This window comes from Priestia sp. P5 (assembly GCF_029522155.1).
Taxonomy (GTDB): Bacteria; Bacillota; Bacilli; order Bacillales; family Bacillaceae_H; genus Priestia; species Priestia megaterium_E.
The window spans coordinates 797,560-822,620 of record NZ_JAKWFJ010000002.1 but is presented as its reverse complement, the minus strand read 5'-3'; the positions used below and the strand labels follow the sequence as shown (position 1 = coordinate 822,620).

The 25,061-nt window shown below is 38.3% G+C and carries 28 protein-coding genes and 1 riboswitch; of the genes, 7 read left to right on the top strand and 21 right to left on the bottom strand.

All coding sequences use genetic code 11. From position 1 onward, the window contains the following. Positions 1-183: 183 nt before the first annotated feature. The 5 genes from MMB69_RS20950 to MMB69_RS20930 form a co-directional block, all read right to left on the bottom strand. Positions 184-1,365 (bottom strand): trans-sulfuration enzyme family protein, encoded by a 1,182-nt coding sequence (locus tag MMB69_RS20950; protein ID WP_014460952.1) that lies wholly within the window; start codon positions 1,363-1,365, stop codon positions 184-186. Further along, a complete protein-coding gene (locus tag MMB69_RS20945) occupies positions 1,349-2,494 on the bottom strand; it encodes a trans-sulfuration enzyme family protein (protein ID WP_034653411.1) in 1,146 nt (381 codons plus the stop codon). The genes MMB69_RS20950 and MMB69_RS20945 overlap by 17 nt, the downstream gene beginning before the upstream one ends. 71 nt (positions 2,495-2,565) lie before the next feature. Continuing rightward, positions 2,566-2,683, bottom strand: a riboswitch (SAM riboswitch). A gap of 167 nt (positions 2,684-2,850) precedes the next feature. Next, positions 2,851-3,513, bottom strand: a complete 663-nt coding sequence (locus tag MMB69_RS20940) for a DUF2642 domain-containing protein (RefSeq protein WP_221785633.1) — start codon at positions 3,511-3,513, stop codon at positions 2,851-2,853. A gap of 69 nt (positions 3,514-3,582) precedes the next feature. Next, positions 3,583-4,722 (bottom strand): spore coat protein, encoded by a 1,140-nt coding sequence (locus tag MMB69_RS20935; RefSeq protein ID WP_221785634.1) that lies wholly within the window; start codon positions 4,720-4,722, stop codon positions 3,583-3,585. Positions 4,723-4,864: 142 nt separating this feature from the next. Next, positions 4,865-5,953, bottom strand: a complete 1,089-nt coding sequence (locus MMB69_RS20930; RefSeq protein ID WP_221785686.1) for a CotH kinase family protein — start codon at positions 5,951-5,953, stop codon at positions 4,865-4,867. Positions 5,954-6,121: 168 nt separating this feature from the next. Here MMB69_RS20930 and MMB69_RS20925 point away from each other — a divergent pair, with 168 nt between their 5' ends. Both MMB69_RS20925 and MMB69_RS20920 read left to right on the top strand, forming a co-directional pair. Then, complete coding sequence (locus MMB69_RS20925) at positions 6,122-6,526, top strand: CotG/ExsB N-terminal domain-containing protein (RefSeq protein ID WP_277448383.1); 405 nt, start codon at positions 6,122-6,124, stop codon at positions 6,524-6,526. A 145-nt stretch (positions 6,527-6,671) separates the two neighbouring features. Beyond that, positions 6,672-6,818, top strand: a complete 147-nt coding sequence (locus MMB69_RS20920; protein WP_221785636.1) for a hypothetical protein — start codon at positions 6,672-6,674, stop codon at positions 6,816-6,818. A gap of 31 nt (positions 6,819-6,849) precedes the next feature. Here the strand turns inward: MMB69_RS20920 and MMB69_RS20915 are convergent, their stop codons facing one another. Continuing rightward, complete coding sequence (locus MMB69_RS20915; protein ID WP_013056116.1) at positions 6,850-7,263, bottom strand: YppG family protein; 414 nt, start codon at positions 7,261-7,263, stop codon at positions 6,850-6,852. Between the two features lie 230 nt (positions 7,264-7,493). Between MMB69_RS20915 and MMB69_RS20910 the strand changes: the two genes are divergently transcribed. Both MMB69_RS20910 and MMB69_RS20905 read left to right on the top strand, forming a co-directional pair. Further along, positions 7,494-7,688, top strand: coding sequence for a YppF family protein (locus tag MMB69_RS20910; RefSeq protein ID WP_013056115.1), 195 nt, complete (start codon positions 7,494-7,496; stop codon positions 7,686-7,688). Between the two features lie 125 nt (positions 7,689-7,813). After that, on the top strand, positions 7,814-7,984 hold the full coding sequence (locus MMB69_RS20905; protein ID WP_013056114.1) for a hypothetical protein: 171 nt from the start codon (positions 7,814-7,816) through the stop codon (positions 7,982-7,984). A 53-nt stretch (positions 7,985-8,037) separates the two neighbouring features. On the opposite strand, the gene MMB69_RS20900 is transcribed toward MMB69_RS20905, so the two are convergent. The 3 genes from MMB69_RS20900 to MMB69_RS20890 form a co-directional block, all read right to left on the bottom strand. After that, on the bottom strand, positions 8,038-8,211 hold the full coding sequence (locus MMB69_RS20900) for a hypothetical protein (protein WP_277448425.1): 174 nt from the start codon (positions 8,209-8,211) through the stop codon (positions 8,038-8,040). Positions 8,212-8,378: 167 nt separating this feature from the next. Continuing rightward, a complete protein-coding gene (locus tag MMB69_RS20895) occupies positions 8,379-8,729 on the bottom strand; it encodes a YppE family protein (RefSeq protein WP_013056113.1) in 351 nt (116 codons plus the stop codon). A gap of 45 nt (positions 8,730-8,774) precedes the next feature. Beyond that, positions 8,775-9,029, bottom strand: a complete 255-nt coding sequence (locus MMB69_RS20890; RefSeq protein WP_013056112.1) for a hypothetical protein — start codon at positions 9,027-9,029, stop codon at positions 8,775-8,777. 227 nt (positions 9,030-9,256) lie between these two features. Between MMB69_RS20890 and MMB69_RS27340 the strand changes: the two genes are divergently transcribed. After that, a complete protein-coding gene (locus MMB69_RS27340; protein ID WP_016763465.1) occupies positions 9,257-9,358 on the top strand; it encodes a hypothetical protein in 102 nt (33 codons plus the stop codon). An 11-nt stretch (positions 9,359-9,369) separates the two neighbouring features. On the opposite strand, the gene MMB69_RS20885 is transcribed toward MMB69_RS27340, so the two are convergent. Beyond that, positions 9,370-10,365 carry a DUF2515 family protein gene (locus tag MMB69_RS20885; RefSeq protein ID WP_221785637.1) on the bottom strand — a complete coding sequence of 332 codons (996 nt, stop codon included), beginning with the start codon at positions 10,363-10,365 and terminating at the stop codon, positions 9,370-9,372. A 73-nt stretch (positions 10,366-10,438) separates the two neighbouring features. Between MMB69_RS20885 and recU the strand changes: the two genes are divergently transcribed. Both recU and MMB69_RS20875 read left to right on the top strand, forming a co-directional pair. After that, positions 10,439-11,038 (top strand): Holliday junction resolvase RecU, encoded by a 600-nt coding sequence (recU, locus tag MMB69_RS20880; RefSeq protein WP_014460963.1) that lies wholly within the window; start codon positions 10,439-10,441, stop codon positions 11,036-11,038. 63 nt (positions 11,039-11,101) lie between these two features. After that, a complete protein-coding gene (locus tag MMB69_RS20875; protein WP_221785638.1) occupies positions 11,102-13,924 on the top strand; it encodes a PBP1A family penicillin-binding protein in 2,823 nt (940 codons plus the stop codon). Between the two features lie 35 nt (positions 13,925-13,959). Here the strand turns inward: MMB69_RS20875 and MMB69_RS20870 are convergent, their stop codons facing one another. From MMB69_RS20870 to panC, 11 genes are all read right to left on the bottom strand, one after another. Then, positions 13,960-14,460 carry a YpoC family protein gene (locus MMB69_RS20870; protein ID WP_221785639.1) on the bottom strand — a complete coding sequence of 167 codons (501 nt, stop codon included), beginning with the start codon at positions 14,458-14,460 and terminating at the stop codon, positions 13,960-13,962. Beyond that, the gene (gene nth / locus MMB69_RS20865) at positions 14,447-15,118 is read right to left on the bottom strand and encodes an endonuclease III (protein WP_195780770.1); all 672 of its coding nucleotides are present in this window, start codon (positions 15,116-15,118) and stop codon (positions 14,447-14,449) included. The genes MMB69_RS20870 and nth overlap by 14 nt, the downstream gene beginning before the upstream one ends. Positions 15,119-15,258: 140 nt before the next feature. Next, positions 15,259-15,966: a DnaD domain-containing protein gene (locus MMB69_RS20860; protein WP_028407970.1), complete on the bottom strand. Its 708-nt coding sequence runs from the start codon at positions 15,964-15,966 to the stop codon at positions 15,259-15,261. 336 nt (positions 15,967-16,302) lie between these two features. Further along, complete coding sequence (gene asnS, locus MMB69_RS20855) at positions 16,303-17,595, bottom strand: asparagine--tRNA ligase (RefSeq protein ID WP_028407969.1); 1,293 nt, start codon at positions 17,593-17,595, stop codon at positions 16,303-16,305. 155 nt (positions 17,596-17,750) lie between these two features. Then, on the bottom strand, positions 17,751-18,935 hold the full coding sequence (locus MMB69_RS20850; protein WP_221785640.1) for a pyridoxal phosphate-dependent aminotransferase: 1,185 nt from the start codon (positions 18,933-18,935) through the stop codon (positions 17,751-17,753). Between the two features lie 133 nt (positions 18,936-19,068). Next, a complete protein-coding gene (locus tag MMB69_RS20845) occupies positions 19,069-19,557 on the bottom strand; it encodes a cell wall elongation regulator TseB-like domain-containing protein (protein ID WP_221785641.1) in 489 nt (162 codons plus the stop codon). Between the two features lie 11 nt (positions 19,558-19,568). Continuing rightward, a complete protein-coding gene (locus MMB69_RS20840; RefSeq protein WP_013056102.1) occupies positions 19,569-19,739 on the bottom strand; it encodes a YpmA family protein in 171 nt (56 codons plus the stop codon). Positions 19,740-19,927: 188 nt separating this feature from the next. After that, entirely contained in the window at positions 19,928-20,725 is a 798-nt protein-coding gene (locus tag MMB69_RS20835; RefSeq protein ID WP_221785642.1) for a ComEC/Rec2 family competence protein, read from the bottom strand. Between the two features lie 89 nt (positions 20,726-20,814). Next, positions 20,815-23,616, bottom strand: a complete 2,802-nt coding sequence (gene dinG / locus MMB69_RS20830; protein WP_221785643.1) for an ATP-dependent DNA helicase DinG — start codon at positions 23,614-23,616, stop codon at positions 20,815-20,817. A 202-nt stretch (positions 23,617-23,818) separates the two neighbouring features. Continuing rightward, on the bottom strand, positions 23,819-24,202 hold the full coding sequence (gene panD, locus MMB69_RS20825; RefSeq protein WP_013056099.1) for an aspartate 1-decarboxylase: 384 nt from the start codon (positions 24,200-24,202) through the stop codon (positions 23,819-23,821). Then, positions 24,203-25,060, bottom strand: coding sequence for a pantoate--beta-alanine ligase (panC, locus tag MMB69_RS20820; protein ID WP_221785644.1), 858 nt, complete (start codon positions 25,058-25,060; stop codon positions 24,203-24,205). Position 25,061 lies beyond the last annotated feature (1 nt).

Here is a 25,061-nt window from a genome sequence, read left to right as displayed (position 1 = left end):
TCATCCCTTCCGCTTTTCCCGCAGGAGTCTTCGCCTGGCCCTCCAATCAACCGCTAGAAGCAACGAAATAGATGAAACCTACGTTCACCATGACAACAAAAAACAAGAACTATTAATCAGTAATTTTGATTAATAGTTCTTGTTTAACTTTAACTAGAATACTTTTGTCCCAGTCTCTTTTCTTTATTTAATTAACGCCTTTTCTTCTAAGCTTTGAAAAACAGCATTAAAGTCTTGCTTTAAATCCTCGAATTCCTCTAACCCTACTGAAAGACGAAGAAGTGAATCAGTAATTCCTTTTTCTTCACGTACTTCTTTTGGGATACTTGCATGAGACATTGTTGCAGGATGCGTTAGAATGGATTCAACTGCACCTAGACTAACGCCAATTGAAGCTAATTTGACTCCTTGTAAAATATGTCGTGCTACTTTTTCATCCTGTACTTGGAAAGAAATCATAGCTCCGTATCCATTTGCTTGTTCTGAAATCAGTTTGTGGTCTGGATGACTTTTTAAGCCCGGGTAGTATACACGGCTCACTAGAGATTGTTCTTCAAGCCATTTTGCAAACTGCAGCGCTGTTTTTAACTGCTGATCTAAACGAACTTTTAATGTCTTAATTCCCCGAAGCAGTAAAAAACAATCCTGTGGTCCCAAGATAGCACCAAAAGCATTTTGCACAAACTTTACTTCTTCTGCTAACTTTTCATCGCTTACTACAACTAAACCGCCAATGACGTCACTGTGGCCGCTGATATATTTTGTAGCACTATGAATCACAATGTTTACACCAAGGTCAATTGGCTGCTGTAGATAAGGCGTTAAAAACGTGTTATCCACAATTGTAAGAAGATTGCGCTCCTTCGCCAAACTTGCTACTGCTTTAATATCTGTTACCTGTAAAAATGGATTTGAAGGGCTTTCGATATAAATAGCCTTCGTATCTTTTGTGATAGCTTCTTCTACTTTCTCAACCTTCGTTGTATCAACAAAAGTTGTTTTGATACCAAACTTTGAAAATAATCGTGTTAATACACGATATGTCCCGCCGTACGTATCGTGTGAAACTAAAATTTCATCCCCTGATTCAAAAATAGATAACACCGATGAGATAGCAGCCATACCTGATGAAAAAGCAAAACCAGCGTATCCATTTTCTAGCTGAGCAATGGTGTTTTCTAAAGCCTCACGAGTTGGATTTCCTGAACGAGAATAGTCATAACGGCCGTTGTTCGTCTCATCTTCTTGGTTAAATGTAGATACCTGATAAATAGGTACGTTAACCGCTCCAAAATGACCGTCAATTCCTGTATTTGCATGAATTAAGTTCGTACCAAATCTATGTTTATTATTGTTGGTATGCATCAAATGCCTCCTTCAAATCTTTAATTAAATCATCTGCGTGCTCAATTCCAACTGATAGCCGCAGTAAACAGTTTGTTACTCCGACACGATTTCGAATTTCCTCCGGAATATCAGCGTGTGTTTGACGAGCTGGGAATGTCATTAAACTTTCTACGCCTCCTAAGCTTTCTGCAAATGTAATAACTTTGACATTTTCTAAAAGTACTGACACGATGTCAGGGTGTGAGACAGCAAAAGAAATCATGCCTCCAAATCCAGTTGCTTGTTTCTTCATGATTTCATAGCCTGGATGTGTTTCAAGACCAGGGTAATACACTTTTTCCACGAGATCATGAGCAGTAAGCCAATTTGCAATTTTCAGCGCGTTTTCATTATGCTTTTCCATACGAAGCGCTAGCGTTTTAACACCGCGTAATAACAACCAGCTGTCCTGTGGCCCTAAGATTGCCCCAGCTGCATTTTGATAAAAACGAATTTTCTCTCCTAAGCTACTACATCGAGCCACTACAAGACCAGCAACTACATCATTATGACCCCCAATGTATTTGCTTGCACTATGTATTACAATATCTGCTCCAAGCTCTAAAGGACGCTGATAATAAGGGGACATGAAGGTATTGTCAACGATGGTAAGCAAATCATGCTGTTTAGCTAACGCAATTGCTTCTGGCAAATCAGTCACGTGCATCATTGGATTCGTAGGTGTTTCAATAAATAAAGCTTTCGTGTTGGGACGAAGCGCATCTTTTACTTGCTCGAGATGTGCTGTGTTGACGTACGAAACAGTAATTCCTTGCTCTGAAAAGATTTCATTTAGTACTCGGTACGTTCCTCCGTATAAATCCTCTGATACAATTAAATGATCTCCGTTTTTAAATAGTGCTAAAACTGCCATTACACCCGCCATTCCTGAAGCGAATGCTACTCCTACTTCTCCTTTTTCTAAAGCAGCAATTGCTTCTTCCAATGCTGTACGAGTAGGATTTGCCGTACGTGCATAGTCAAATCCTGTACTTTGCCCTAAAGCAGGATGAGCAAATGTTGATGCTTGGTAAATGGGTGTTGTAATAGAACCTGTTGAAGGATCACGACCTACTCCTGAACGAACTAATAAAGTTTCAATTTTCATCTATTTCTCTCCTTCACTCAAAATAAAAAACACTCTTCACAGATGGAAGAGTGTTCGTTTATACACGATTTCTCTCATCTGTTAGAACAATACTGATGTTCCACAGGAATTAGCACCGTTCAAATGAATGTTTCATTTGATGGTTGCCGGGCATCGCAGGGCCAGTCCCTCCGCCACTCTTGATAAGAGTTCTATATAATTGTTGGTGGTTAACGTTTGTTGTTACTAACTTTAATAAAGATTTTCTTTATTGTCAACATAATTTTCTAAAAAATTTAAATCATCTCATTTGTTTATTCAATATACTTGTCTTGCTAAACACATAAAAAAAAGAGACGACAGGGAGGTCTCTTTTTCTAAGGCAAGTGTACAGCTTTTACGTGAGCTAACTTCCAATACATACTTTCTCCATTTGCCGTAATTAGTTCAACAATATTATTAGAAACTTCTTTAAGTACACCAATCTTTTCTGATTGATCCCCTAAATCTAATACGACCAGTTGATTTTCATATTTTTTAAGCTGCTCTTCAAAGTTTCTGACAAAAGGTGCAGAGGCGGGCCTTACTGGGAGCTCTTTGTCACTTAAAGAATAAGGGGTTAACTCATTACTGTAAGGGGTAAGCCATTTCAAATGATGCAGAGAAACAAAGACATTTTTATACACTGGAGAATAAAACACAAGATAATCATTCAGCACGCTTGTGATATAGCCATGCAATGATTTCCCTCCCGTTACATAAATTTCAATAAATTTCCCTTTTGCCTGCTGTAAAATATTCCGATAAGAAATCCGCTGACTTTCTTCTATTAAATTCTCTTCTATTTCACGTAAAACCGTATAGTCTTCTTCCGATACTTCCCGCAAACGATGCATGTGTAAAAGAGGAATATACAAATAATCATGTCCATTATACAAAACCATAATATCTAATCCAAGATCAATAAGTCTGCCAACAAATGTCGTTTTTCCTGAAATATCTAACTCCACAATTTTATTGATATAATGATTCATACTCATTCTGATTCTCCTCCTTTTTCCTATATGATAGAAAAGGTGCTTTATAAGCACCTTTTATGTTCCATTTCATCATGCTTTCCAACGATAATTTTTCGTTTTAATAACTTTCTCAGCCGGTGTTGAAGAGCGTGAACCTGTACGTCCACCCGTGCGGCGTCCTCGAGAACGATCACCTGTGCGTCCACCCGTGCGGCGTCCTGTACGTCCACCTGTGCGGCTTCCCGTACGTTCTCCTGTACGTTCTTCTGTAGACTTCGCAGCTTCAGTCTCTCCATTTTCTTCTGTTTCTTCATTATTATTTTGATTGTTATCGTTTTGCTTAAAAGCCCCTTTTGCTCCTACACAAATGGTTTTAACGTGTCTTGGCTGTAAGCGTAATACTTGATTATTCTGCACAAGTGTAAATGTACCATTTCGGCTTTGTACTAACACGCCCTCTACAGCTTCAGGTCCTCCATTATTGATTGATACCCATTTATGAGAAAGGTGGGCAAAAAGATCGTTAAAGCTTTTGGATTTCATATATTCTGGTTCTTGGCTCACTAAGAGTTCATTTGCAGATTGATTAGCTTGATCTCCATTGTTGTTTTGATATTCACTCACACTCTTAACGTGTTCAGTATTAATATAAATGACACCGTCGTCCTCTGTGAGTAATACTATATAAGCAGATTCAAATGAACCTAAGACATCAAGAAGCTGACCTGCTTTTTTCTCAGGTCCACCTTGATTAACCTGCACATATTTAGTTTTCATTAATGATAAAGTTGTAGCAAAAGTTTTTCCTCGATATAATTCTAGTTCTTCGTTAAACCCTGTAAAGGTTTGCGCTGAATTTGACATAGTATCTTCAGTAATACTCTTTACATGCGCTAAGTTATAATATACAAGGGTATATTCTTGTTGATTATTGTTTTGATTGTTTTGATTGTTTTGGTTTTTTTGGTTGTTTTGGTTGTTATTTTCACCATTATTGTTATTATTGCTTTCTACCGCTAAAATTAAATAATCTGACTGCACGTCAACCAAATAACCTGTTTTAGATTCAGGTCCTCCACGATAAACGGTCACCACTCTTCCTGTTAGGGGTTTGAAGTGAGAAGAATAGCCTTTATCAGGCATTTGTACATTTTGGCTGCGTTTTTGGCTTGATTTTTGGCGTGGATTTTGATTTTGCCCTTGTTCTTGGCCATAGTAATAGTTACTCATTGTTTTTCCTCCTTATTAGTTATCCTTATTGGTCATTCATACTGTATATATACGTATCATGTACAGCTATTGATTTCCTGCATTTGCCTATTATTAGCAAAATCCACTGTTGCCTATAAATTGCCTATAAATCTATCTCTTTTTAAAGAGTCAAAAGGTTATTTTCAATATACGCTGTTCGTTCTTTTATAAAAGACAGCATAAATTCGGGTTCTTTATAAAATTGCTCCAAGTTATCTTTTACGTAAGGATCTTTTAATACATAAGGAGCAATATACTCATGCAGTTGATAAATGATTGGTTTCATGTATTCTATTGTGAATTGATTATTTAGAACATTGTTCATTTTTTGAATATATCGCTTTTTAATGCTGTTCACCGCCAGTAAGCGAGCTGTAAGCGTATTAAATCCTTGTGCGCGGACATAGTCTCCTTCCATTACTTTTCCATTTACATCTCTTCCCCAAGTTGCATCATAATCCCATGGAATCAGTTCGAAGCGTCCGCTTTCATGATTTAGATAGAGGGCATAGTTATGGACAAAACCGTCGTAATTCTGCATACAAATAATACCGACTAGCCAAGATAAATAGCGGTCGACGTTCAAGTACTTCTCAATATTCTGTTCGAATTCTGTATTTGTCCACGTATTAAGATTAAATATAAACTTTTCTAATTTTTCCTCATCCCCTTCTCTTACTGCTTTATCTTCATATCCAGATAACAAAGTTGTTTTCGGCCTTTTATCCAAATCGCTCATCAAAGAAAAATTAGCATCTCCGTCCACTGCATAAAATATGGATCCATCCGCTAAATTTCTTTTTTTCAAAAATAGTTCATCTACCGATTCGAGCTGAAGATATATTCCTTCATTTTTCCCATTAATCTTAAGAGTGACAAACTGAGAGTGAGGAGATAAAACGTCTAAAGAGGAGAAAAAATCGAGGGACAATTTATTGCGCATAAGCGATGGATCTTTGTATTCAGCGTTCAGGTGTATTTCTTTGGCACGCTGAAATATTTTTGGAGAATAAAATTCAATATAATATGACTTTTTCTTCATCTTCCGAATGTGGGAGCCTCTTAGCAGCAAATCAATATCGTAGCGTTTTTTGTTAAACTTCATCGTTGCCTGAACCGCCTCTTCTGACCAAATATCTCTTTGCATTTCCTTTAAATCTTTTACATTCACAAACAGAGCGTATTGAGGGATTTCTTTTTGATTCATTATTCGACCACCTTTCTTCAATTATTAAAGTATATGAAGGGTAAATTCTCCATGATACCCCACTGCATCAACTATTTGCGCAAACTCCACTTTTGACTCATATCAAGGACAAGCATCAGCGCGTATTCTATTAATGCAAGACCTAGTCCAATTGCCAAGGAGGTTTTTATATTGCATATTACACCTGAAAAAATTAAAGAGGCTGCTGAAGCTCTAGAATGTACAGAATTAAAATCTTTTATGTTTCAAGAGCCAACTGCTGGTCCACTAACAAGAAAGCGTCGCTCTTCTCGTAGCACTGGCCGCAGTAGCCGCCGTTCTACTCGCGGTACTCGTCGCTCTTCTCGCGGCACTCGTCGCTCTTCTCGCGGCACTCGCCGTTCTACTCACCGTTCTCGCCGTTCTACTCGCCGCTCTCGTCGTTCTACTCGCCGCTCTCGTCGTTCTACTCGCCGCTCTCGTCGTTCTACTCGCCGCTCTCGCCGTTCTACTCGCCGCTCTCGCCGTTCTACTCGCCGTTCTCGCCGTTCTACTCGCCGTTCACGTCGTTCTACTCGCCGTTCACGTCGCTCTTAATTTCTCTAAACACCCATCTTTATTGCAAAAAAACGCCGAAGAACCATGAGTGTCTTCGGCGTTTTTTTCCACTTATAGAAGGAGCACATTTGGAAATATACTAAGATGGGATGTTATTCATTTTACATAGAGAAGGAGAGGTTTTATGAAAAAAAGCAAGCATCAAATTTCAACTTCATCAACAACAGATGTCGAAGAAGTCAAACGTTTAAATGCTAAGTCTGGATTAACTTACAATGAAGTCTTTACACTTCTTGGAGAGACCTATTTGAAAAATCAAAAGAAAAAATAATAAGCAGGGACTAGAAAACACCTTCTAGTCCTTATACTTTGAAAATCCCGGAAAACCCTTTTACGAGGGATGTTAATTGGTTCATGGCTCCCATCATCTGCCCCGCAGTATTCATCATCTTGTTCATATCGTAATTGCCATCACTCGATTTAAACTGAGACATTAATGACTGAAATTGAGAAGGCTGAGGCTTTTGTTGCTGAGCTTTAGGGTATGGATTAAAAGGCGCACCTGCATTATTGTACATGGGCTGCTGGTACATTCCGTTCATATAGGGAATTTGCTGAGGACCAAAAGGCATTTGTTGCTGAGCGTACGGATGTTGCGGCATATAAGCTTCCGTCCATGGCTGCTGATGATACTGCGGAAAAGGATGTACCTGACTTAAATCAAAACGTTCTGGTTGATGTTGCTCATAATACGGATAATGCTTACTTGTATACATGCAAAATCAATACCTCCTTTTTAATATTACATAATATATAGTATGTATGCAGAAATAAGAGGTGACGTTCGTCTACTTGTACTTTTGGAGAACACATTCAAAAATATGTAGGTTTCTGTCGAAAGTTTAAATTTTTCAAAAAAACGAGATTATTTAAATATATGGTACGATAAGAACAAGTGATACTACGTATACGTAGTGGCACAAATGGGGATTAGGAGGGAATTTACATGTATGTGAACGAACTTCAAGAAGCTTTTATTGCGGTGAAACAGTATGAGCCGCAGTCAAGTAATGAATTACTCGATTTTGCTCAGCAGCAGTATTTAAAAGGTTTTTTAACTCCTATGAATTACAAAGCCGCTGTACGTGAACTCGAACAAATTGGAGCTACTAAGCCCGATTTTAGTGCACAAGACGATTAATTTTTTTACTACCACCGAGAAATCGGTGGTTTCTTTATTTCCTGTAAAGTGGACACATACTTCTTTTTTGACTTGTTTATACTATAAAAGCTTTAACGTAGTATTCAATAAAGGAGGTCTATCTCATGAGTCGCGGAAAACATTTTGATCATAAAAAGCAAGGACAAAGCGCAGTAACTAAAACAAATAACGCCGTTGCTTCTAAACATACTGAAAAAGTTGATTATCATATCGATACAGTCGCTTCACAAGATCACCCAGCTGTTTCTATCCAATCTCAAAAAGATTTTGATTAACTTTTTGATTGATATGATAAAAAGAGGCTGGGACGTAACAAAATGATTCCAATCTAGAGACGAACAAATGGGATACATGAGCTGAACCGCTTATGACACCGCAGTTGACCTCGGTGCAAGGCTTCGCTTTCTGCGGGCGGCCGCTGAGCCTCCTCGCCGCTTTCGCTCTGCGGGGTCTCACCTGTTCCGCTTTTCCCGCAGGAGTCTTCGCCTTGCCCTCCAATCAACTGCTAGAAGGAACAAAACAAATGAAACCTATGCCTCCCATCAAAAAAACGAACTACGAATCAAAAATTTTGATCGATAGTTCGTTTTTCAATTCGTGTAAAATACTTTTGTCACAATCTCACACATAGAAAATCCCCACCTTGTAGATCTTAACGGAAGGCCGGGATTAATTATTCAATATCGACTCGAGCACATACTTATTTGAGTGATACATCTTTTTAAATCGCTTTTCTCGCGTCTCGGGATAAAATGACTGTAGTACAACGTTTTGTAAATTTTCTTTTAACGTCTCTACTTGATTAACATGAATATATTTTGGTCGCTCTTTCTTCAGCCATTCCGTTACGAGACTAGCCCATTCATCAAGTTCTTTGAAGAAAATATCTCCATAAGGCTTTACTTCTTCAAAAAATTTCACTTCATAATTTTCTTCCTGTTGAATAGACGCTAATCGTTCTACAGCTACTTCATTATATTGAAACATGATCTCCGTGCTTTTTTTCACATCTTCATTCATCGTTATTCGTCACCTCTACGATGACTATTGTAACATAAACAGTCTTTATACTGTATGAAGAACCATTTCTCTTCGGCTTCTATTCCATTCTGTTTCAGAAGGCATGCTTTCATACACAGCTACTTCAATTTCTTGCAGTGATTGGTCAATGCGATGAACTTGTTCCATATATGTTTCTTCACAATGTGTAAATGCTTCATTTATAGATGTAGACATCGTTTTATCCACTAAATCTACTTGCTCTAGTAAGCTATCTAATAAAGTCATCATTTCGCTTGTTTTAACCATACTTTGTTTCATCGCCATCCCTCCAAATTTTCCTTTGCATAACGTATTCTCTCTTTTCTTCATTGTCCCTTCACACATGACAAAACTAGTTTCTATTCGTCAAAGAAAGATGTTTTCGACATTTTCATTTATGGTGAATCGAAAGTGAACATATTGAAAACACTAGTATAGACATTTCAGCTAAGCAGATACATTCCGCTGCTGAACGTTTATTACAACATGATAGGAGGTGCCTAGATATGGCCAACAAACAGCAAAAATCACAGCCTAAAAATAAGCCTGAAACAAAAACCTACGGTGATCCTAAAAAGTTAAACGGTCCTAACCAGCCTTCTACTTAAGAACAAAACGGTCACTTGTGACCGTTTTTATTTACATTAAACACTTGCGCTACTTTCATTAATATATACAGCTGCTTTTGCTTTTGAAGATACCACTTTGTAAAATGAACTTTCTTTGGAAAAGGCGGCTTTTTCATGAGCTTTCGTTCCTCTTTTTTCGTTAAAAACCACTCTTCTCTCTTCTTTTCATGATGTCTAATAGCCGGATACACCATTCGAAGAGCAGGTGTACGGCAGCTAGTTTCATTCATAAAATACTGCTCATAATCGTATCTTGAACCCGTGTGCTTTGTTTTCAAAGAAAATTCATAAAACAAGGGATGATACTTTTTATGAAATAATAAAGCCGCTAATTTCTTCCCTAAATCAATTCGATTATTTACTTTTGTAAAATCATGAACAGAACAACCGTATAATTCCCCTTTTGTAGTAGGAAAAAGGACGGAACTAAAGTGGAATATATCTTGAAAAAAAAACAGCATACTTTTAAATACCTTATCTTGATAAAAAGGCTGTTCAATAACGGGATTTTGAATAACATGCTGCTCATTCACAATTAACGCATGAATAAGCTGCAGTTCACAAGGTCTCTGCATAAATTGTCTCCACTTCTCTTCGATAAAAGATGAAACGTTTAAATAGGGAAGTAAATGAACGTAAGAGACATGTTTTTTACGCGAAACAGCATACAATAGTAATTGCGGGAAGGCATCTTTAAAAATAAGCCAATTTGCTCTTTCATACGTCAAAAATAATAAATCACGCGTTTGCTTTGATAACGCTTTTTTCATGTTTTCCCCTTGCAAATCACACATATTCCATCCTGCGTTTCGTGATACCATACTTGCGAGAAATGCCCACTTTACTTCAGGATATCTATGATAAAAAGTTGCATAAGCCTGGGTTCTTGATATATTATCAATATTCAGCTTGTCTGTGGTTTTTTTAATCGCCGTCAACAGCGCTTGTTCCGAACTATTGAGTGACATCTCTTCATCTTCTTTCATCTATTTTTATTTGTAGGATTTGGTATAATAGAATTTGTTTGTTTAATAGATTTACATTAAAGGAGTGATGGTTATGATTCGCTATCCTAACGGAAAGGCCTATAAGCCATTGAATACCAGCAGTCCTTCCCCTAAAAAGCTAGAAGCTAGCTATAGCAATCGTGGTATGACGCTGGAGGACGATTTAAACGAAACAAACGAATACTATGTTTCAAAAGGAATAGCCATTGTTCACAAAAAACCAACCCCTGTTCAAATTGTAAAAGTAGACTATCCGAAGAGAAGTGCCGCTGTTATCAAAGAAGCTTATTTTAAACAGGCTTCTACTACAGACTATAATGGAGTCTATAAAGGAAAACACCTTGACTTTGAAGCAAAAGAAACGAGAAATAAAACCTCATTTCCGCTGCGTAATTTTCATGAACATCAAATTGAACATATGAAGCAAATTGTGAAACAAAACGGGATTTGTTTCGTTATATTAATGTTCTCTACTTTACAAGAAATATACTTGTTCGAAGCACAGTTCCTTTTTCCTTATTGGGATGCCATGAAAAAAGATGGACGAAAATCAATCCCTAAGGCAGATATTGAAAAAAAAGGACATTTCATCGAACTTGGTTACCATCCGAGAATCGATTACATAAAAACTATAGATAAATTATACTTTTAAGAGTATGATATATATGTTTACGGAAATCATTCTCTTACAATGCGTTGAAAGGTAGGAGTTTTTATGTCAGATAATTATCGCTCTCGTGAAGAACGACGAAGAGCTATGAATGACAACAAACCAGAAGGTAAATCTCAAGGAAAACCGAAAAAGAAGAAAAAAGGAGGCCTATTTCGTAAAATTGTTGCCGCGGTTTTACTAATAGGAATCATCGGGCTCATTGCCGGAGTGGGAACTTTTTTTGCTATGATAAGCGATGCTCCAAAAGTTGATGACTCGGTATTAAAAAACTCTTTTTCATCTAAAGTATATGCAAACGATGGAAAGACAGTTGTAAAAGAAATTGGAGCTCAAAAACGTACATATGTGCAATACGATGAAATCCCTCAAGTCGTCAAAAACGCATTTATCGCTACGGAAGACGTTCGTTTTTATAAACATCACGGCGTCGACTTTTACCGAATTGGCGGAGCATTAATGGCGAACTTTAAAAACGGTTTCGGTGCTGAGGGCGGTAGTACGATTACTCAGCAAGTGGTAAAGAATTCGTTCTTATCACCAAAGAAGACGGTTAAACGTAAAGTACAAGAAATGTGGTTAGCTTACCAGCTTGAGCGTAAATATTCGAAGCAACAAATTCTTGAAATGTATTTAAACAAAATATATTTCGCATCAGGTGAAGTATACGGTATTGAACGAGCAGCTGAGAAATTTTACGGAGTTAAAAGCGTAAAAGATTTAACTCTTGATGAAGCTGCTATGTTGGCAGGCTTACCAAAAGCGCCAACTACTTATAACCCAGTTACAAACCCAGAGAATGCTACTAAACGCCGTAACACAGTATTAAACTTAATGGCTAAAAACGGCTTCATTACACAAGCCGAGGCCGACAAAGCAAAACAAGTAGATGTACAGGCTCATTTAGCTAAACAAACTGAATCAACATCTAAGTACGATGTATTTATTGATCAAGTAATCGAGGAAGTAAAAAAGAAAACAGACGCAGATCCATTTTCTGCGGGCTTAGAAATTTATACAACGCTTGACACTAATGCTCAGGACTATGTGGATGATGTGATGAACAACAAAGTAGTCAACTTCCCGAACGATAAATTCCAAGCAGGTCTTGTCGTTGTAGATAATGAAACAGGCGGTATTCAAGCAATTGGAGGCGGACGTAATCGTGTGTCAGGCGGCTTAAACTTTGCAACAAATATGAGACGTCAGCCCGGCTCAACAATTAAGCCGATCTTAGATTACGGTCCAGCGATTGAGAACTTAAAGTGGTCTACTGGACAACCGATAAAAGATGAAGAATATCATTATTCAAACGGCACGCCAATCCGAAATTTTGGACGCAACTATAAAGGGTGGGTTTCAGCGCGTGAAGCTTTAGGACGTTCACTGAACATCCCTGCTTTAAAAGCGTTTCAAGCAACCGGTGCGGACAAAGCAAAAGAGTTCGCTACAGGGCTTGGGCTAAAATTAGATGAAGAAGACGGCGAAGCTTATTCTGAATCTTATTCTATCGGAGGCTTCCGTACAGGTGTTACACCTCTACAAATGGCTGGAGCCTATAGTGCTTTTGCAAATGAAGGTATGTACAATGCACCGCATACAGTGACAAAGGTAAAATTCCCTGATGGAACAGAAATTGATTTAACGCCAAAACCAAAACGCGCAATGCAAGATTACACGGCATTTATGATGACGGACATGATGAAATCTGTTGTAAACGAATCATATGGTACAGCTCGTGCTGTTCGTACACCAGGATTAGAAATTGCGGGTAAAACAGGAACTTCGAACTTTAGTGCTGCAGAAAAGCAACGATACAATATTCCAGACGCTGGTGAAAAAGACGTTTGGTTTAATGGGTTTACGCCAAACTATACGATTTCCGTATGGACAGGCTATGAAACTGCTAAAGACGGCTATATTTTAAGTGCTAATGAAACAGGCATGGCAAAAAATATCTTTAAGCATGTTATTACTCATATTTCTGAAGGCAAACCTAAAGGAAGTTTCAAGCAGCCGGACAGCGTAGTTGAACGTTCCGTGGAAAAACCAACGGGCAAAGACTTAAAACGCCCAAGCGGCTCTACTCCTTCGAGCTTAATTACTAAAGAATACTTTGTGCGCGGTACTGCACCGACAAAAGTATCTCAAACGTTTGTGAAGAAAGAAAAAGAAGAAAAGAAAGAAGATAAAAAAGAGGACAAAAAAGAGAAAAAAGACAATAAAGATGTGAAGCCAAAAATTACTGCTTCGTATAGCGGAGGAGCAATTTCAGTTAACTGGTCAGCGTCAAACGCAGCCAGTGATACGACCTTTACAGTCACAATGTCATCTCCTAACGGTTCTGAACAACTCGCATCTGGGGCAGGAGCCGGTGGAAAAACAATTTCCAACCCAGCACCAGGCGCAACGTATAGTTTCACCGTAACAACAAATACGGGCGAAAGCGCTAGTTCTTCTGTAAAAGTCCCTGATTCATCAGATCAAGCTACCGAAGATGATTCTACTAAGCCTGAAGATGACGGAACAACGGACGATAATCAAAATGAAGACAATAGCAACACTGATCAAAACAACGGCTCTGATCAAGGTGACGATTCATCTACTCAGCCCGATGATAACCAAAACAGCAATAACGGCAGCAATAGCGGCGGTAACAATAGCGGCAATACCGATAATAACAATAATGATAGCGGCAATGCTAACGATGGTAATAGCGGCAACAACAATAATAACGGAGGCACAACTCCTCCTCCAGCAGACAACGGTGGAAGTGACTCAGGAAGTCAAACACCACAAACTCCTGCTACACCATCGACGCCGTCAACACCTGCTACACCGCAGCAAGAGCCAACAACTGAAAATTAACGTAGCAGTAAAAAGCCCCTACACGTGTAGGGGCTTTATTTCTTGTGAAGAATAAGCATTTTTGCATATTGCTTACGCAGCTCATTAAATAATTCTGTCAGCTGAATATACGCTTGATAAGAAGAAACTCGCTGCAGCAAAAACATAAGTCTCTCAGCACAGTTAATAGGCTTATAGGTTAGGTCCGCTATGTCTGCTTGCAGCCGATTTAAACGCCGAACGGGCTGTCCATTAATCCAAAACAGTAAACTAATATACATAGCAGCAGCTTGTTTCATACAAGGGGCTGCTTCTTTTGCTTTTCGCTGAGAAAAAAGCGTATACAGTTCTTCCCTTTGAGTTTCCCACTTTTCAAAAAATGGCCGTATGCTCTTTTGAACATCCCTCCAAGGTGTTTTCGTTTCTTTATGTACATCGTATAAAATATCATAAGCAAAATAATTTCTTCCATTTTTTTCATCTAATTCAAGAACTCGATCTTCTTTTGAATAGAATGGTTCGCATATGAAATGTGACGGTACTTCAATCGGTAACATCTGTCTTCTTCTCTTTTCCTTTCATTCGTTTCTTTCCTTCTCGGCAAAGATCAAGAAGCGGGCAGACATGACATTGAGGAGACTGTGCTTTACAGTGATAGCGTCCAAAAAAGATAAGTCGATGATGCGTAACGGACCATTCATCTTTCGGAATTTTTCTCATCAGCGTTTTTTCTACTTCCAAAACGGAATCTTTCCACCTGCAAATCCCAAGGCGTTTACTTACACGTTCTACATGCGTATCTACTGCTATGGACGGTACTCCAAAAGCTACGGATACAACAACATTAGCCGTCTTACGCCCTACTCCTGGAAGATTGGTCAGCTCATCACGATCTCTTGGAACTTCTCCTCCGTATTCATCAATGAGCATACGGCAGAGCTTTTGAATATTTTTAGCTTTATTTCTATATAAGCCGATTGATCTAATATCTTGCTGCAGCTCTTCTAACGAAACGGCTAAATAGTCTTCAGGCGTTTGATATTTCTTGAATAAATCCGCTGTTACGCGGTTGACTAAAGCATCTGTGCACTGAGCAGATAGCGCTACAGCAATGACTAAATCAAAGGGATTCCGATGATTTAACTCACAGTGAGCGTCAGGAAACATTTCCGCCATAGCATCTAGGCACTGTCTGATTTGTTTTAACGTTAACATACTAGTTCTCCTTCTTCTTACAGGTAGTTCCCTCCTATTTTACAATAGGGTTCCTGTCAAATGCTACTCTTGTCCATATTCTTTTAAAAAAGCTGCTTCAAGATTCAATTACTTGGATCTTGAAGCAGCTTTTTATCCTGTCATTGCTCTAGCCAGTTAAAAAAAGGAATGGCTGATGTAGACTGAGAAGGGTTAACAGAAGATAGTTTTTTGGGCTGTTGATTTTGACGAAATTTTTGGCTATGCTTGCGGGCTTGATCAATGGTCCGAATACCATTTTTCTTCCATTCAAATAAAATACGATCAATATACCGGAAGTTTAATTTCCCAGACATCACCGACTCTCTTAGTGCCGCTTTAATAATAATGGGATCATGATGATCTTGATCAATCCACATCGCTAGCGTTTCACATTCAAACGGAGACAATGCTCTGCCGAACTCTTTTTCAAACATTGTATATAAATTAAGCTCTTCTTGTTCTTCTTCGTTTTTTTCTACTTCTCTTGTTTCTTGCATCATATGATGAATAAGCTTTTCCCAAAGCGGTTTTAATGAATAACGTTCACAAATAAGGGCGTTTTGCTGTTGATCTTGTTCAATAGATAAAAAGCCGCGCTGAATTAATGCTCGCAGCGTATCCATGCAGACAGCACTTGAAATACTCATTTTTGCCGCCAATTCGTTAGGTGTCGGGAAACCTTCACCGCCTTCAATGGAAACATAAATATGCATTAACGTCATGAATTCCGTTTCGTTCATTCCCAAATCGCTATAGTGATTAAACAGCAGCTTCGGAATTGAAACTGTGCCTTGTTCAAACCATTCAATTAACGTTTCTTTTTTCATATCCGAACACCTCAGTAGTTAGTATATCATGAAGTTTATAGTCAAAGTAATAATTATTCGAAGCTAAAAAAGCTTCTATGTAAAACTTTCCGCTGAAACCGTACCATTGCTCTGCACATATAAAATATATACGAACGATGACTTCCTTCCAAGAATATTACACTAACTTATTTTTTCGAGAATTGCAACTCCCTTTTAAGTTAGACTCTTTTCTATGTTTGCCTTTGTTTCCTTATGATATAAGTAAAAGCCTCGTTTATCTTTTCTTTTTATGATTCATAAAAAAAGCTAAAAAAGTATCCTGACTACAAGAGTCAGAATACTTTTTTCACTTCCTTACGGGTATAAACGGTTTAATAAGCGTGGGAATGGAATTGTTTCACGAACGTGTTCTACGCCGCTAATCCATGCTACCGTACGCTCAAGGCCTAAACCAAATCCTGAATGTGGAACTGAACCATACTTACGAAGCTCTAAATACCACTTATACGTTTCAGTATCTAATTTGTGCTCTTCTACACGCTGAGCTAAAAGCTCTTGATCATGAATACGTTCAGAGCCTCCAATAATTTCTCCGTAGCCTTCTGGTGCGATTAAGTCTGCACATAATACTACGTCTTCATTTGTTGGATCTGGCTGCATATAAAATGGTTTTAATGACGTTGGATAGTGTGTAATGAATACCGGCTTGTCATAGCTTTCTGCGATAGCCGTTTCATGCGGTGCTCCAAAGTCATCTCCCCACTGAATGTCTGTAAATCCTTTTTCATGTAAGAACTTAAGAGCGTCATCGTACGAAATACGAGGGAATGGCGCTTTAATTTGTTCTAACTTAGATGTATCACGGCCTAGTACATTTAACTCTAACTTACAGTTTGTTAAAACAGACTGTACAACATGAGACACATACTCTTCCTGTACTTTCAAGTTATCTTCGAATTGGTAGAAAGCCATCTCTGGTTCAATCATCCAAAACTCAATTAAATGACGGCGTGTTTTAGATTTTTCAGCGCGGAACGTTGGACCGAATGAAAATACTTTTCCAAGCGCCATTGCCGCTGCTTCCATATAAAGCTGGCCACTTTGAGAAAGATATGCATCTTCGTCAAAATATTTCGTGTGGAATAATTCTGTTGTTCCTTCAGGAGCACTTCCTGTTAGGATTGGCGGATCTACTTTTGTAAACCCGTTTTCGTTAAAGAATTCATACGTTGCACGAATAATTTCGTTACGAACCTTCATAACAGCATGTTGGCGTTTAGAACGCAGCCATAAATGACGGTTGTCCATTAAGAACTCTGTGCCATGTTCTTTTGGCGTAATTGGATAATCAACAGCTTCATGAATAACTTCAAGACTTGTAACTGTTAACTCATAGCCAAACGGTGAGCGCTCATCTTCACGTACTACACCTGTTACATATAGTGATGATTCTTGCGTCATAGATTTAGCTAATTTAAAAGTTTCTTCTTCTACTTCAGCTTTTACAACTACCCCTTGCATGAATCCAGATCCATCGCGCAGCTGTAAAAAGGCAATTTTACCACTTGAACGTTTATTCGCTAACCAAGCACCAATTGTTACTTCTTTTCCTACATGCTTGCTTGCTTCTGAAATCGTAATTTTCACGATTAATATCCCTCCAAAAAACTTACATTTCGTAATTATGTATGCCATCCTATTATACATTTCGACAAACATAATAACAAGTAACAAACAAAAAGAGCCTTCTAACACGTGTGATTTGTGCTAAAAGGCTCCTTTGTTTTTAAATATAATCTTTTTTATTTCATATGACGAGTCATAAATGAATGGATGCGTTCCACTGCTTTTTCTAGCAGATCTAGTGATGTAGCATAAGAAAGACGTACATTTTCAGGTGAACCGAATCCTGATCCAGGAACTAGGGCTACCTTCTCTTCTTCTAAAATAGCTTCTACCCAAGCATCAACTGTATCAAAGCCAGTTAACTTTGCAGCTTCAATTGCGTTAGGGAATAAGTAGAAAGCACCCTGTGGTTTTAAGCATGAGAACCCTGGAATGTTAACCAACTTTTCATGAATCACGTTTAGACGCTCTTCAAAAGCTTGTCGCATCATTTCCACCGGCTCCTGAGTGCCGTTATAAGCAGCAATTGTTGCATATTGAGCAATAGATGTTGGATTTGACGTGCTGTGACTCGCTAGGTTTGTCATCGCTTTAATAACTGTAGCATCACCAGCTGCATATCCAATGCGCCAGCCCGTCATGGAATGTGACTTAGAAACACCGTTAATGATAATTGTTTTTTCTTTTAACGCTGGTGAAAGCTGTGCAATCGATACATGTTCATTTTGACCATACACAAGCTTTTCATAAATTTCATCTGATACGATAAAAATATCGTGCTTCAAGCAAACTTCTCCTAAAGCTTGTAGCTCTTCTCTTGTGTAAATCATACCTGTTGGGTTGCTTGGTGAATTGATAATAACAGCTTTGGTTTTAGCAGTAATAGCCGCTTCTAATTGTTCAGGTGTGATTTTAAATTCGTTATTTTCAGAACCTTCAACGAATACTGGTGTACCTTCTGCTAACTTTACTTGCTCAGGATAACTTACCCAGTAAGGAGTTGGGATAATCACTTCGTCACCTTCGTCTAACAGAACTTGAAATAACGTATACAGTGCGTGCTTAGCACCTGTACAAACAATAATTTCAGAAGGTGAATACGTCAGGCCTTGGTCGCGTTTGAATTTTTCAATTACCGCTTCTTTTAATGGTGCAAGGCCGCCTGCTGGCGTATATTTTGTCTGACCATCATTCATTGCTGTAACAGCCGCTTCTAAAATGTGTTGCGGCGTATTAAAATCAGGTTCCCCTGCTCCAAGTCCAATCACATCATGACCAGCCGCTTTCAATTCTTTCGCTTTTGCTGTAATCGCTAATGTTGATGATGGCGTTAATGCTGATACACGTTTTGCTAACTTCACTAAAATCTCCCCCTATGAACTAAAGCTATAATCAGCCCGCGGGCTGATTATAGATAAAAAATTGGCTTCATTTTCATAAAGCGCTGAAATCTTATATTATGACACATATGGTATTTCATATGGTATAAACGATTTATGATTGAGATAAGCTGTATCGTTTTATAAATTCACCGCTAGAGAAATCAAGATAATAGTATGTTAAATGTTTCTTATCTTTATCCACATATGTTACTTCCCACAGCGGCTTTTTATTTTCAATGCCTAGGCGCACCGACTTAATTTCCTGCGGGTTTTTATCATTTTTCACAATGGAAATGGCTTTTTCTTTTGTGATCCCGCTGCTTGCTTTCTTTAAAACTGCTGTTTGTTTTTTGCTTTTAGGCATCCAAGCAATTACCTTTTGATTGCTTCGGTTTGTACCTTCTACTACATAAAATGCATGATTGCCGAAATATGGCTGGGTGCTTGTGACAGATTTCAAATTAAATTCTTTTTTTGCTTGGGATGCTGCTTTCTCCTCAGCAGACTGAACATCCTTCACGGACGAGCGATAAATGCTAAAAGAAATGCCCCCGATAATTAAAAGCACAGCAGCTACGGCTACAATAATTAACTTTTTCATAAAATCCCTACTTATGTACGATAAATTGTAAATACAGCTTTGCTTTGATCTTCTTCATCTAACGCTAATCCGAACATCAAATCTTGCTTTTTCAACGTGCGATTCAAACTATCAACAATTTTATATAAATCCGAGGAATTTTCCACGCGGACAGTTGATAATACTTCAATCCTACTTTCCATTGTAAACCTCCTAGCTCGTCTATCACGACGCAAAAATGACGATATCCGTATTATAACAGGTATCAAAAACCATCGTCATCTTTTTCACTCATCAATCCCGTCTGTACGTTTTGCGTAAAAACCGAATAAATAAGTAAACATATATAATATTATAAGGAATTTACCTCTTTTTGCAAAAGGAAATTTGTTTATTTTGCAGAAAATTTCATCACATCATAGGATTTTAGCGACATTTTAATAGAGTAAGCGCTCCCCTCTCTTACGTCATATAATTCAATCCATTCAGCTGTTAAATTTGAAAGCAGTCGAGGGGAATAGGAACGGCCTGGTTTCGTAAACGCAACCGCAAGCTGTGTATCTAATTGCTTCAAAAATGCATTCGAAAAAAACGTTCCCTCTCCAAAATTAGGAATTTTTAATACATCTACATGGGTAAGAGGAATGCGTAAAAACTTTTCTTCTACTTCATCTGAGCTGCTCATTGCATATAGAATCCGATGTTCTCCAATCGTAAATAATAGGTCCATAGCCGCTGTTTTTTGCTTCGATGCATGCAAGACATCAACGTGTATATTATTTGTTAACTGAAATAAATCATTTTCTTTCCACTTCTCTGTTTGAAATTCCGCCCGGTACTGAGCTGGGACAATAATACGCTCTATATGATAATCATTCACAGCTCGCTGAACATTTGAATCATAGTACTTTTGCTGTTTTGTAATCACTAATTGGTTGATTTTTTTTACTTTATATCGCTTCAACCACTTCTTTAGCTCGGGATAGGAAGATGCATTACCGGTATTTATCAAAATAGTCTTACCGCTTCCATCTTGAATCAGACTCGCTTCTCCAGCTGAAAGAGGTAGAAAGGTAATCACTACTTCATCAGCTTGCAAACCAAAATCTACGTTTTTAATGACGGCTGCTGAAACCGAACAGTTCATAAAACTAAAAAGTAGTACAGCACTTAGCAATATTTTAATCATACACTGTCCTCATTTGCTTATCATAGTATATTACTATCGTCTCTCAAGTGAAGAAACAGTATGCATAAAAAAAAGACTTAAGCGTATGCTCAAGTCTTTTCATTCCACCATTCTTTGTAGTCCAGTAAGATATTCGAAAACGTCTTTTGAACAACCTTGACTTTTGGAAGTGAATGAAGAAAATGGTATCCATATGCTGTGCGCGTAATACGATTATCAAAAATAAATATAGCTCCTCGGTCACTTTTGGAACGAATTAACCGTCCAAATCCTTGTTTAAAACGGATAACGGCCTGAGGAAGTGAATAATTCATAAAAGGACTTTTTCCTTCTTTTTTCATCTGCTCAAATTTAGCTGTCAGCAGAGGTTGATTTGGAGATGAAAAAGGAAGTCTGACAATTACGAGACATGATAATAAATCTCCTGGCAGATCAATTCCTTCCCACAGGCTGTTTGTACCTAATAGAATGGAATGCTCAAACTGGCTGAAGTCTTTTAGCAGTCTATTACGGTTTCTAGTTGTGACTCCTTGACCGAGCAGTACAAACTCTTCAAGATCGTTTAACTCTTTTAAATAACCATACGTAGCTTTCAACATGTCATATGAAGTAAAAAGCACCAGCATACGACCATTTGTTACTTTAGCTACGTCAAGAATACTTTCTGCCATCATAGCGCTATACTCATATAATGATACTTCGTTAACAGCAGGCATATCTTGAGGAATATAGACTCTAGCTTGCTTCTCATAATCAAACTCGGAAGGGAGAATGAGTTGAGCAGGCTGAAAGTCATATAACCCTAGCTCTTGAATTAAATAATCAAATGTTCCATTCACCGTCAATGTAGCCGATGTTAAAATAACGCTTTGTTTCTTAGCGAAAAATTCATCAGCTAGCGTATCGGCAATGGAAGTAGGCTGACTATAGATATACGTAGCATTCGCTGCTCCTTTTGGTTCAATCTCAAACCACGTTACGTGATGACTCTGCTGTTTGAACAAAAGCTTTTCTATTTGCTGAGATATGTGCTCAAATCCTTTAACAGCCGTTTGAAATTCATGAAGAGACGACTGTTCATTTTTTGTGACTTTGTCATATAGTTCGTCAAAGGAATGTCTTGCCCCATCATTCCATGTAAAAAGATCGTGAATTAAAAAACGAATGCGCGAAGCTGCTTCTTGAATAGCCGTCCAGTAATGCCCATGCTCTTTTTCCACTTTATATCGATAGCTGCTTCTTCCAATCTCGCCCTGCTGATTGCCGATTCTTTTTTGGACAAAAGAATGAATCAAACGAAATAAGTCATCGCACTCAGAATGAAGCTGCACAAACAGGTTTTGAAGAAGTTCAGTGTTAAGCTCGATGCTATATTTTACAAAGGTATGATGAACTTTTTTTAACAGCCCTTTGTCTTGAATGGTGCCGATTCGGTTTAATAGTGCATGAACCGCAAAATAATCTAAGCGCTCCCCCAGCTCTTCTCCAGCAATGTCTTCTAAGTGATGAGCCTCGTCAATAATAATTTGTTCATACTCAGGCAGCAGCTCATGATTACTCATCACATCCATCAACAGCAAGCGATGATTTGTCACTACTATGTGGGCATTTTGCGCTCTGTTCTGCGCTCGTTCATAAAAAGAATAAAGTTTCCAAGGATGCTTAAAGTCACTTGGAGACGGATTGCTTTCATTTAGCTGTTCCCAAAAAAGTTTGCCGCCAGAAGGCAGGTTTATTTCATCGCTGTCGCCCGTTTCCGTTTCCGTCAGCCAAATAAGCAGCTTCGCTTTTGTGAGGATTGCATCGTAATTATTATTGCGCTCTTTTAAGAGCTGAATAAATTTTCTTATACTAATGTAGTGTTCTCTTCCTTTTAAAACAGCTGCTGTAACAGGAAATGGAACAATCTTTTCTAGAATAGGCACATCTTTTTCGATGATTTGCTGCTGAAGCGTTACCGTGTTGGTTGAGATAATGACTGGGTGATGATGAACAGAAGCATAAAACACGGCAGGAACTAAATAAGCGTAGGTTTTACCAATACCGGTCCCGGCTTCAATTAAAGCATGCTCATTACCTGCAAAGCACTCTTGTACAAAGTTCATCATCTCCCACTGCCCTTTTCGTTCTTCAAACAATGGCAGAGCCTGATGGAACAGCTTTTGCTTTTCAGTTTCAAATATTTCGTACGTATGAGAGTGCTGCTTTTCATTAGCTGAATGCGGCTGATATTTGTTTAGCGCAATCCCATGTATAAATTCATAAGAATCATCCTCAGCATAACTTTTATCATCTATAACTTGTTGAATCAGTTCTCCAATTTCACTTTTAAAGTGCAAGCTTAGCGCATACAGCTGCTTTAAGGTTGTTAGAGGCAGCTTCTTTAATTTCTCAATTAGTAACAGTAAAATACGTGCCGTTACTTCTGCATCACTATCTGCTTGATGAGGGTTTTCATGTTCAATATGTAAATACTCAGCTAATTGGCTAAGTTTGTACCCATCAACTGTAGGCAGCAGAATCCGGGCCAGTTCGACGGTGTCTACGGTTGAATTATAAAGCGTCTCCCTTCCGCACTGATAGAGTTCTTCTTGTAAAAAAGTTAAATCAAATGCCACATTATGTGCAACAAAATAAGCATCATCTAGCAATTCTATAATTTTAGGTGAAATTTCTTTAAATAAAGGCGCATCTTTCACCATATCATTTTGAATGTTAGTTAGTTGTGTAATAAAAGGCGGAATATCCATACCAGGATTTAAAAAACTAGAAAAACGTTCAACAATTTTGCCGTCTTCTACTATGACAGCAGCAAATTGAATCATTTTATCTCCTTGTTTTGGAGAATGTCCCGTCGTTTCAAGATCTACCACAACAAAGCGTTTATTCACGGTCAACACCTCGCAAGTCTGTCTTTTTATAGTATAAAGTGAAAGCCTGCTCTATATGCTTTAAAAGCGCAACTCCTTCTCGTGAAAAACAGAGAGGCTTTCATACATAGAAGTTTTACTTTAGTGTGTATAGAGGTTTATACCGTTCACTTACTAGCGTATGTATTCAAATAAAAATCCCCCTCATAAAGGGGGACTGTTCTTATAGAATTGTACCAGCTGGTTCTTGTTTAAGCAATTGTTGGATTTTATTCTGCTCGTTCATAATCGCTACGGTTGGATGATGGTGGGCTACTTCTTCATTGGCCACGAGCGCATAAGAGATAATGATGATAATATCTCCAGGCTGCACGAGTCTTGCAGCAGCTCCATTTAAACAAACTACGCCGCTCCCGCGTTCGCCGGGAATCACATACGTTTCCAAGCGAGCTCCGTTATTATTGTTTACAATTTGGACTTTTTCGTTTGCTGCGATTCCTACTGCGTCGATGATATCTTCATCAATGGTGATACTGCCAACATAATTTAAGTTGGCTTCAGTTACATGAGCTCTGTGTATTTTAGCATTCATCATCGTGCGAAACATTTAGTTATCCTCCTGTACGTCTACAATTACATTATCAATCAAACGGGCTTTAGAGAATTGAACAGCTAAAGCAATAATGATTTTTCCAGCGGCTTGCTTAATCGTTTTTAGCTCTGGATACGTATAAACATCAATATAATCCACTTTACCGCTCGTATGTTGCTCAATTTCTTTTCGAATGGTCTCTTTAAGGAGTTCTACTTGCTTCTCTCCGCTTTCAAGAAGCTGCAAAGCGTTTTGTAAACTCTTAAATAAAACAGGTGCCTCTTCTCTTTCTTTATCTGTTAAATATACGTTACGAGAACTTTTAGCTAATCCATCTGCTTCTCTCACCGTATCTACTGCTCTAAGCTCCACAGGAAAATTAAAGTCTTCAATTAAGCCATCTACCACAGCAACTTGCTGCGCATCTTTTTTACCAAAGTATGCACGATCTGGTGTTACAATGTGAAAAAGCTTTGTTAGGACCGTGGCTACTCCGTCAAAATGGCCGGGGCGCTTCTGTCCACACAATACGTCTACACGATCGGTCACGGTTATAGCAACTGAACGGCTTGACTTATACATTTCCTCTACTGAAGGATAAAATAAATAGTCGACGTTAGTTTCTTTTGCCACGCGCTCATCGCGTTCAAAATCTCTTGGATACGTATCAAAATCTTCATTTGGTCCAAATTGAGTCGGGTTCACAAAAATACTTAGCACCACTACTTCATTTTCTGTGCGAGCCGCTCCAAGCAAAGTAGCGTGGCCTTCATGCAAATAGCCCATCGTCGGGACAAATCCAATTGAACGTCCAAGCTGCTTTTCTTTTTTCATCTCCTGCTGCATGTCTTTAATTGTTGTAATGACTTTCATC

Coding starts and splice junctions, on each gene's coding strand:
- MMB69_RS20950 (WP_014460952.1), bottom strand. CDS start 1,365: ATGCATACCAACAATAATAAACATAGATTTGGTACGAACTTAATTCAT.
- MMB69_RS20945 (WP_034653411.1), bottom strand. CDS start 2,494: ATGAAAATTGAAACTTTATTAGTTCGTTCAGGAGTAGGTCGTGATCCT.
- MMB69_RS20940 (WP_221785633.1), bottom strand. CDS start 3,513: ATGAGTATGAATCATTATATCAATAAAATTGTGGAGTTAGATATTTCA.
- MMB69_RS20935 (WP_221785634.1), bottom strand. CDS start 4,722: ATGAGTAACTATTACTATGGCCAAGAACAAGGGCAAAATCAAAATCCA.
- MMB69_RS20920 (WP_221785636.1), top strand. CDS start 6,672: ATGAAAAAAAGCAAGCATCAAATTTCAACTTCATCAACAACAGATGTC.
- MMB69_RS20915 (WP_013056116.1), bottom strand. CDS start 7,263: ATGTATACAAGTAAGCATTATCCGTATTATGAGCAACATCAACCAGAA.
- MMB69_RS20910 (WP_013056115.1), top strand. CDS start 7,494: ATGTATGTGAACGAACTTCAAGAAGCTTTTATTGCGGTGAAACAGTAT.
- MMB69_RS20905 (WP_013056114.1), top strand. CDS start 7,814: ATGAGTCGCGGAAAACATTTTGATCATAAAAAGCAAGGACAAAGCGCA.
- MMB69_RS20895 (WP_013056113.1), bottom strand. CDS start 8,729: ATGAATGAAGATGTGAAAAAAAGCACGGAGATCATGTTTCAATATAAT.
- MMB69_RS20890 (WP_013056112.1), bottom strand. CDS start 9,029: ATGAAACAAAGTATGGTTAAAACAAGCGAAATGATGACTTTATTAGAT.
- MMB69_RS27340 (WP_016763465.1), top strand. CDS start 9,257: ATGGCCAACAAACAGCAAAAATCACAGCCTAAAAATAAGCCTGAAACA.
- MMB69_RS20885 (WP_221785637.1), bottom strand. CDS start 10,365: ATGAAAGAAGATGAAGAGATGTCACTCAATAGTTCGGAACAAGCGCTG.
- recU (WP_014460963.1), top strand. CDS start 10,439: ATGATTCGCTATCCTAACGGAAAGGCCTATAAGCCATTGAATACCAGC.
- MMB69_RS20875 (WP_221785638.1), top strand. CDS start 11,102: ATGTCAGATAATTATCGCTCTCGTGAAGAACGACGAAGAGCTATGAAT.
- MMB69_RS20870 (WP_221785639.1), bottom strand. CDS start 14,460: ATGTTACCGATTGAAGTACCGTCACATTTCATATGCGAACCATTCTAT.
- nth (WP_195780770.1), bottom strand. CDS start 15,118: ATGTTAACGTTAAAACAAATCAGACAGTGCCTAGATGCTATGGCGGAA.
- MMB69_RS20860 (WP_028407970.1), bottom strand. CDS start 15,966: ATGAAAAAAGAAACGTTAATTGAATGGTTTGAACAAGGCACAGTTTCA.
- MMB69_RS20845 (WP_221785641.1), bottom strand. CDS start 19,557: ATGAAAAAGTTAATTATTGTAGCCGTAGCTGCTGTGCTTTTAATTATC.
- MMB69_RS20840 (WP_013056102.1), bottom strand. CDS start 19,739: ATGGAAAGTAGGATTGAAGTATTATCAACTGTCCGCGTGGAAAATTCC.
- MMB69_RS20835 (WP_221785642.1), bottom strand. CDS start 20,725: ATGATTAAAATATTGCTAAGTGCTGTACTACTTTTTAGTTTTATGAAC.
- panD (WP_013056099.1), bottom strand. CDS start 24,202: ATGTTTCGCACGATGATGAATGCTAAAATACACAGAGCTCATGTAACT.
- panC (WP_221785644.1), bottom strand. CDS start 25,060: ATGAAAGTCATTACAACAATTAAAGACATGCAGCAGGAGATGAAAAAA.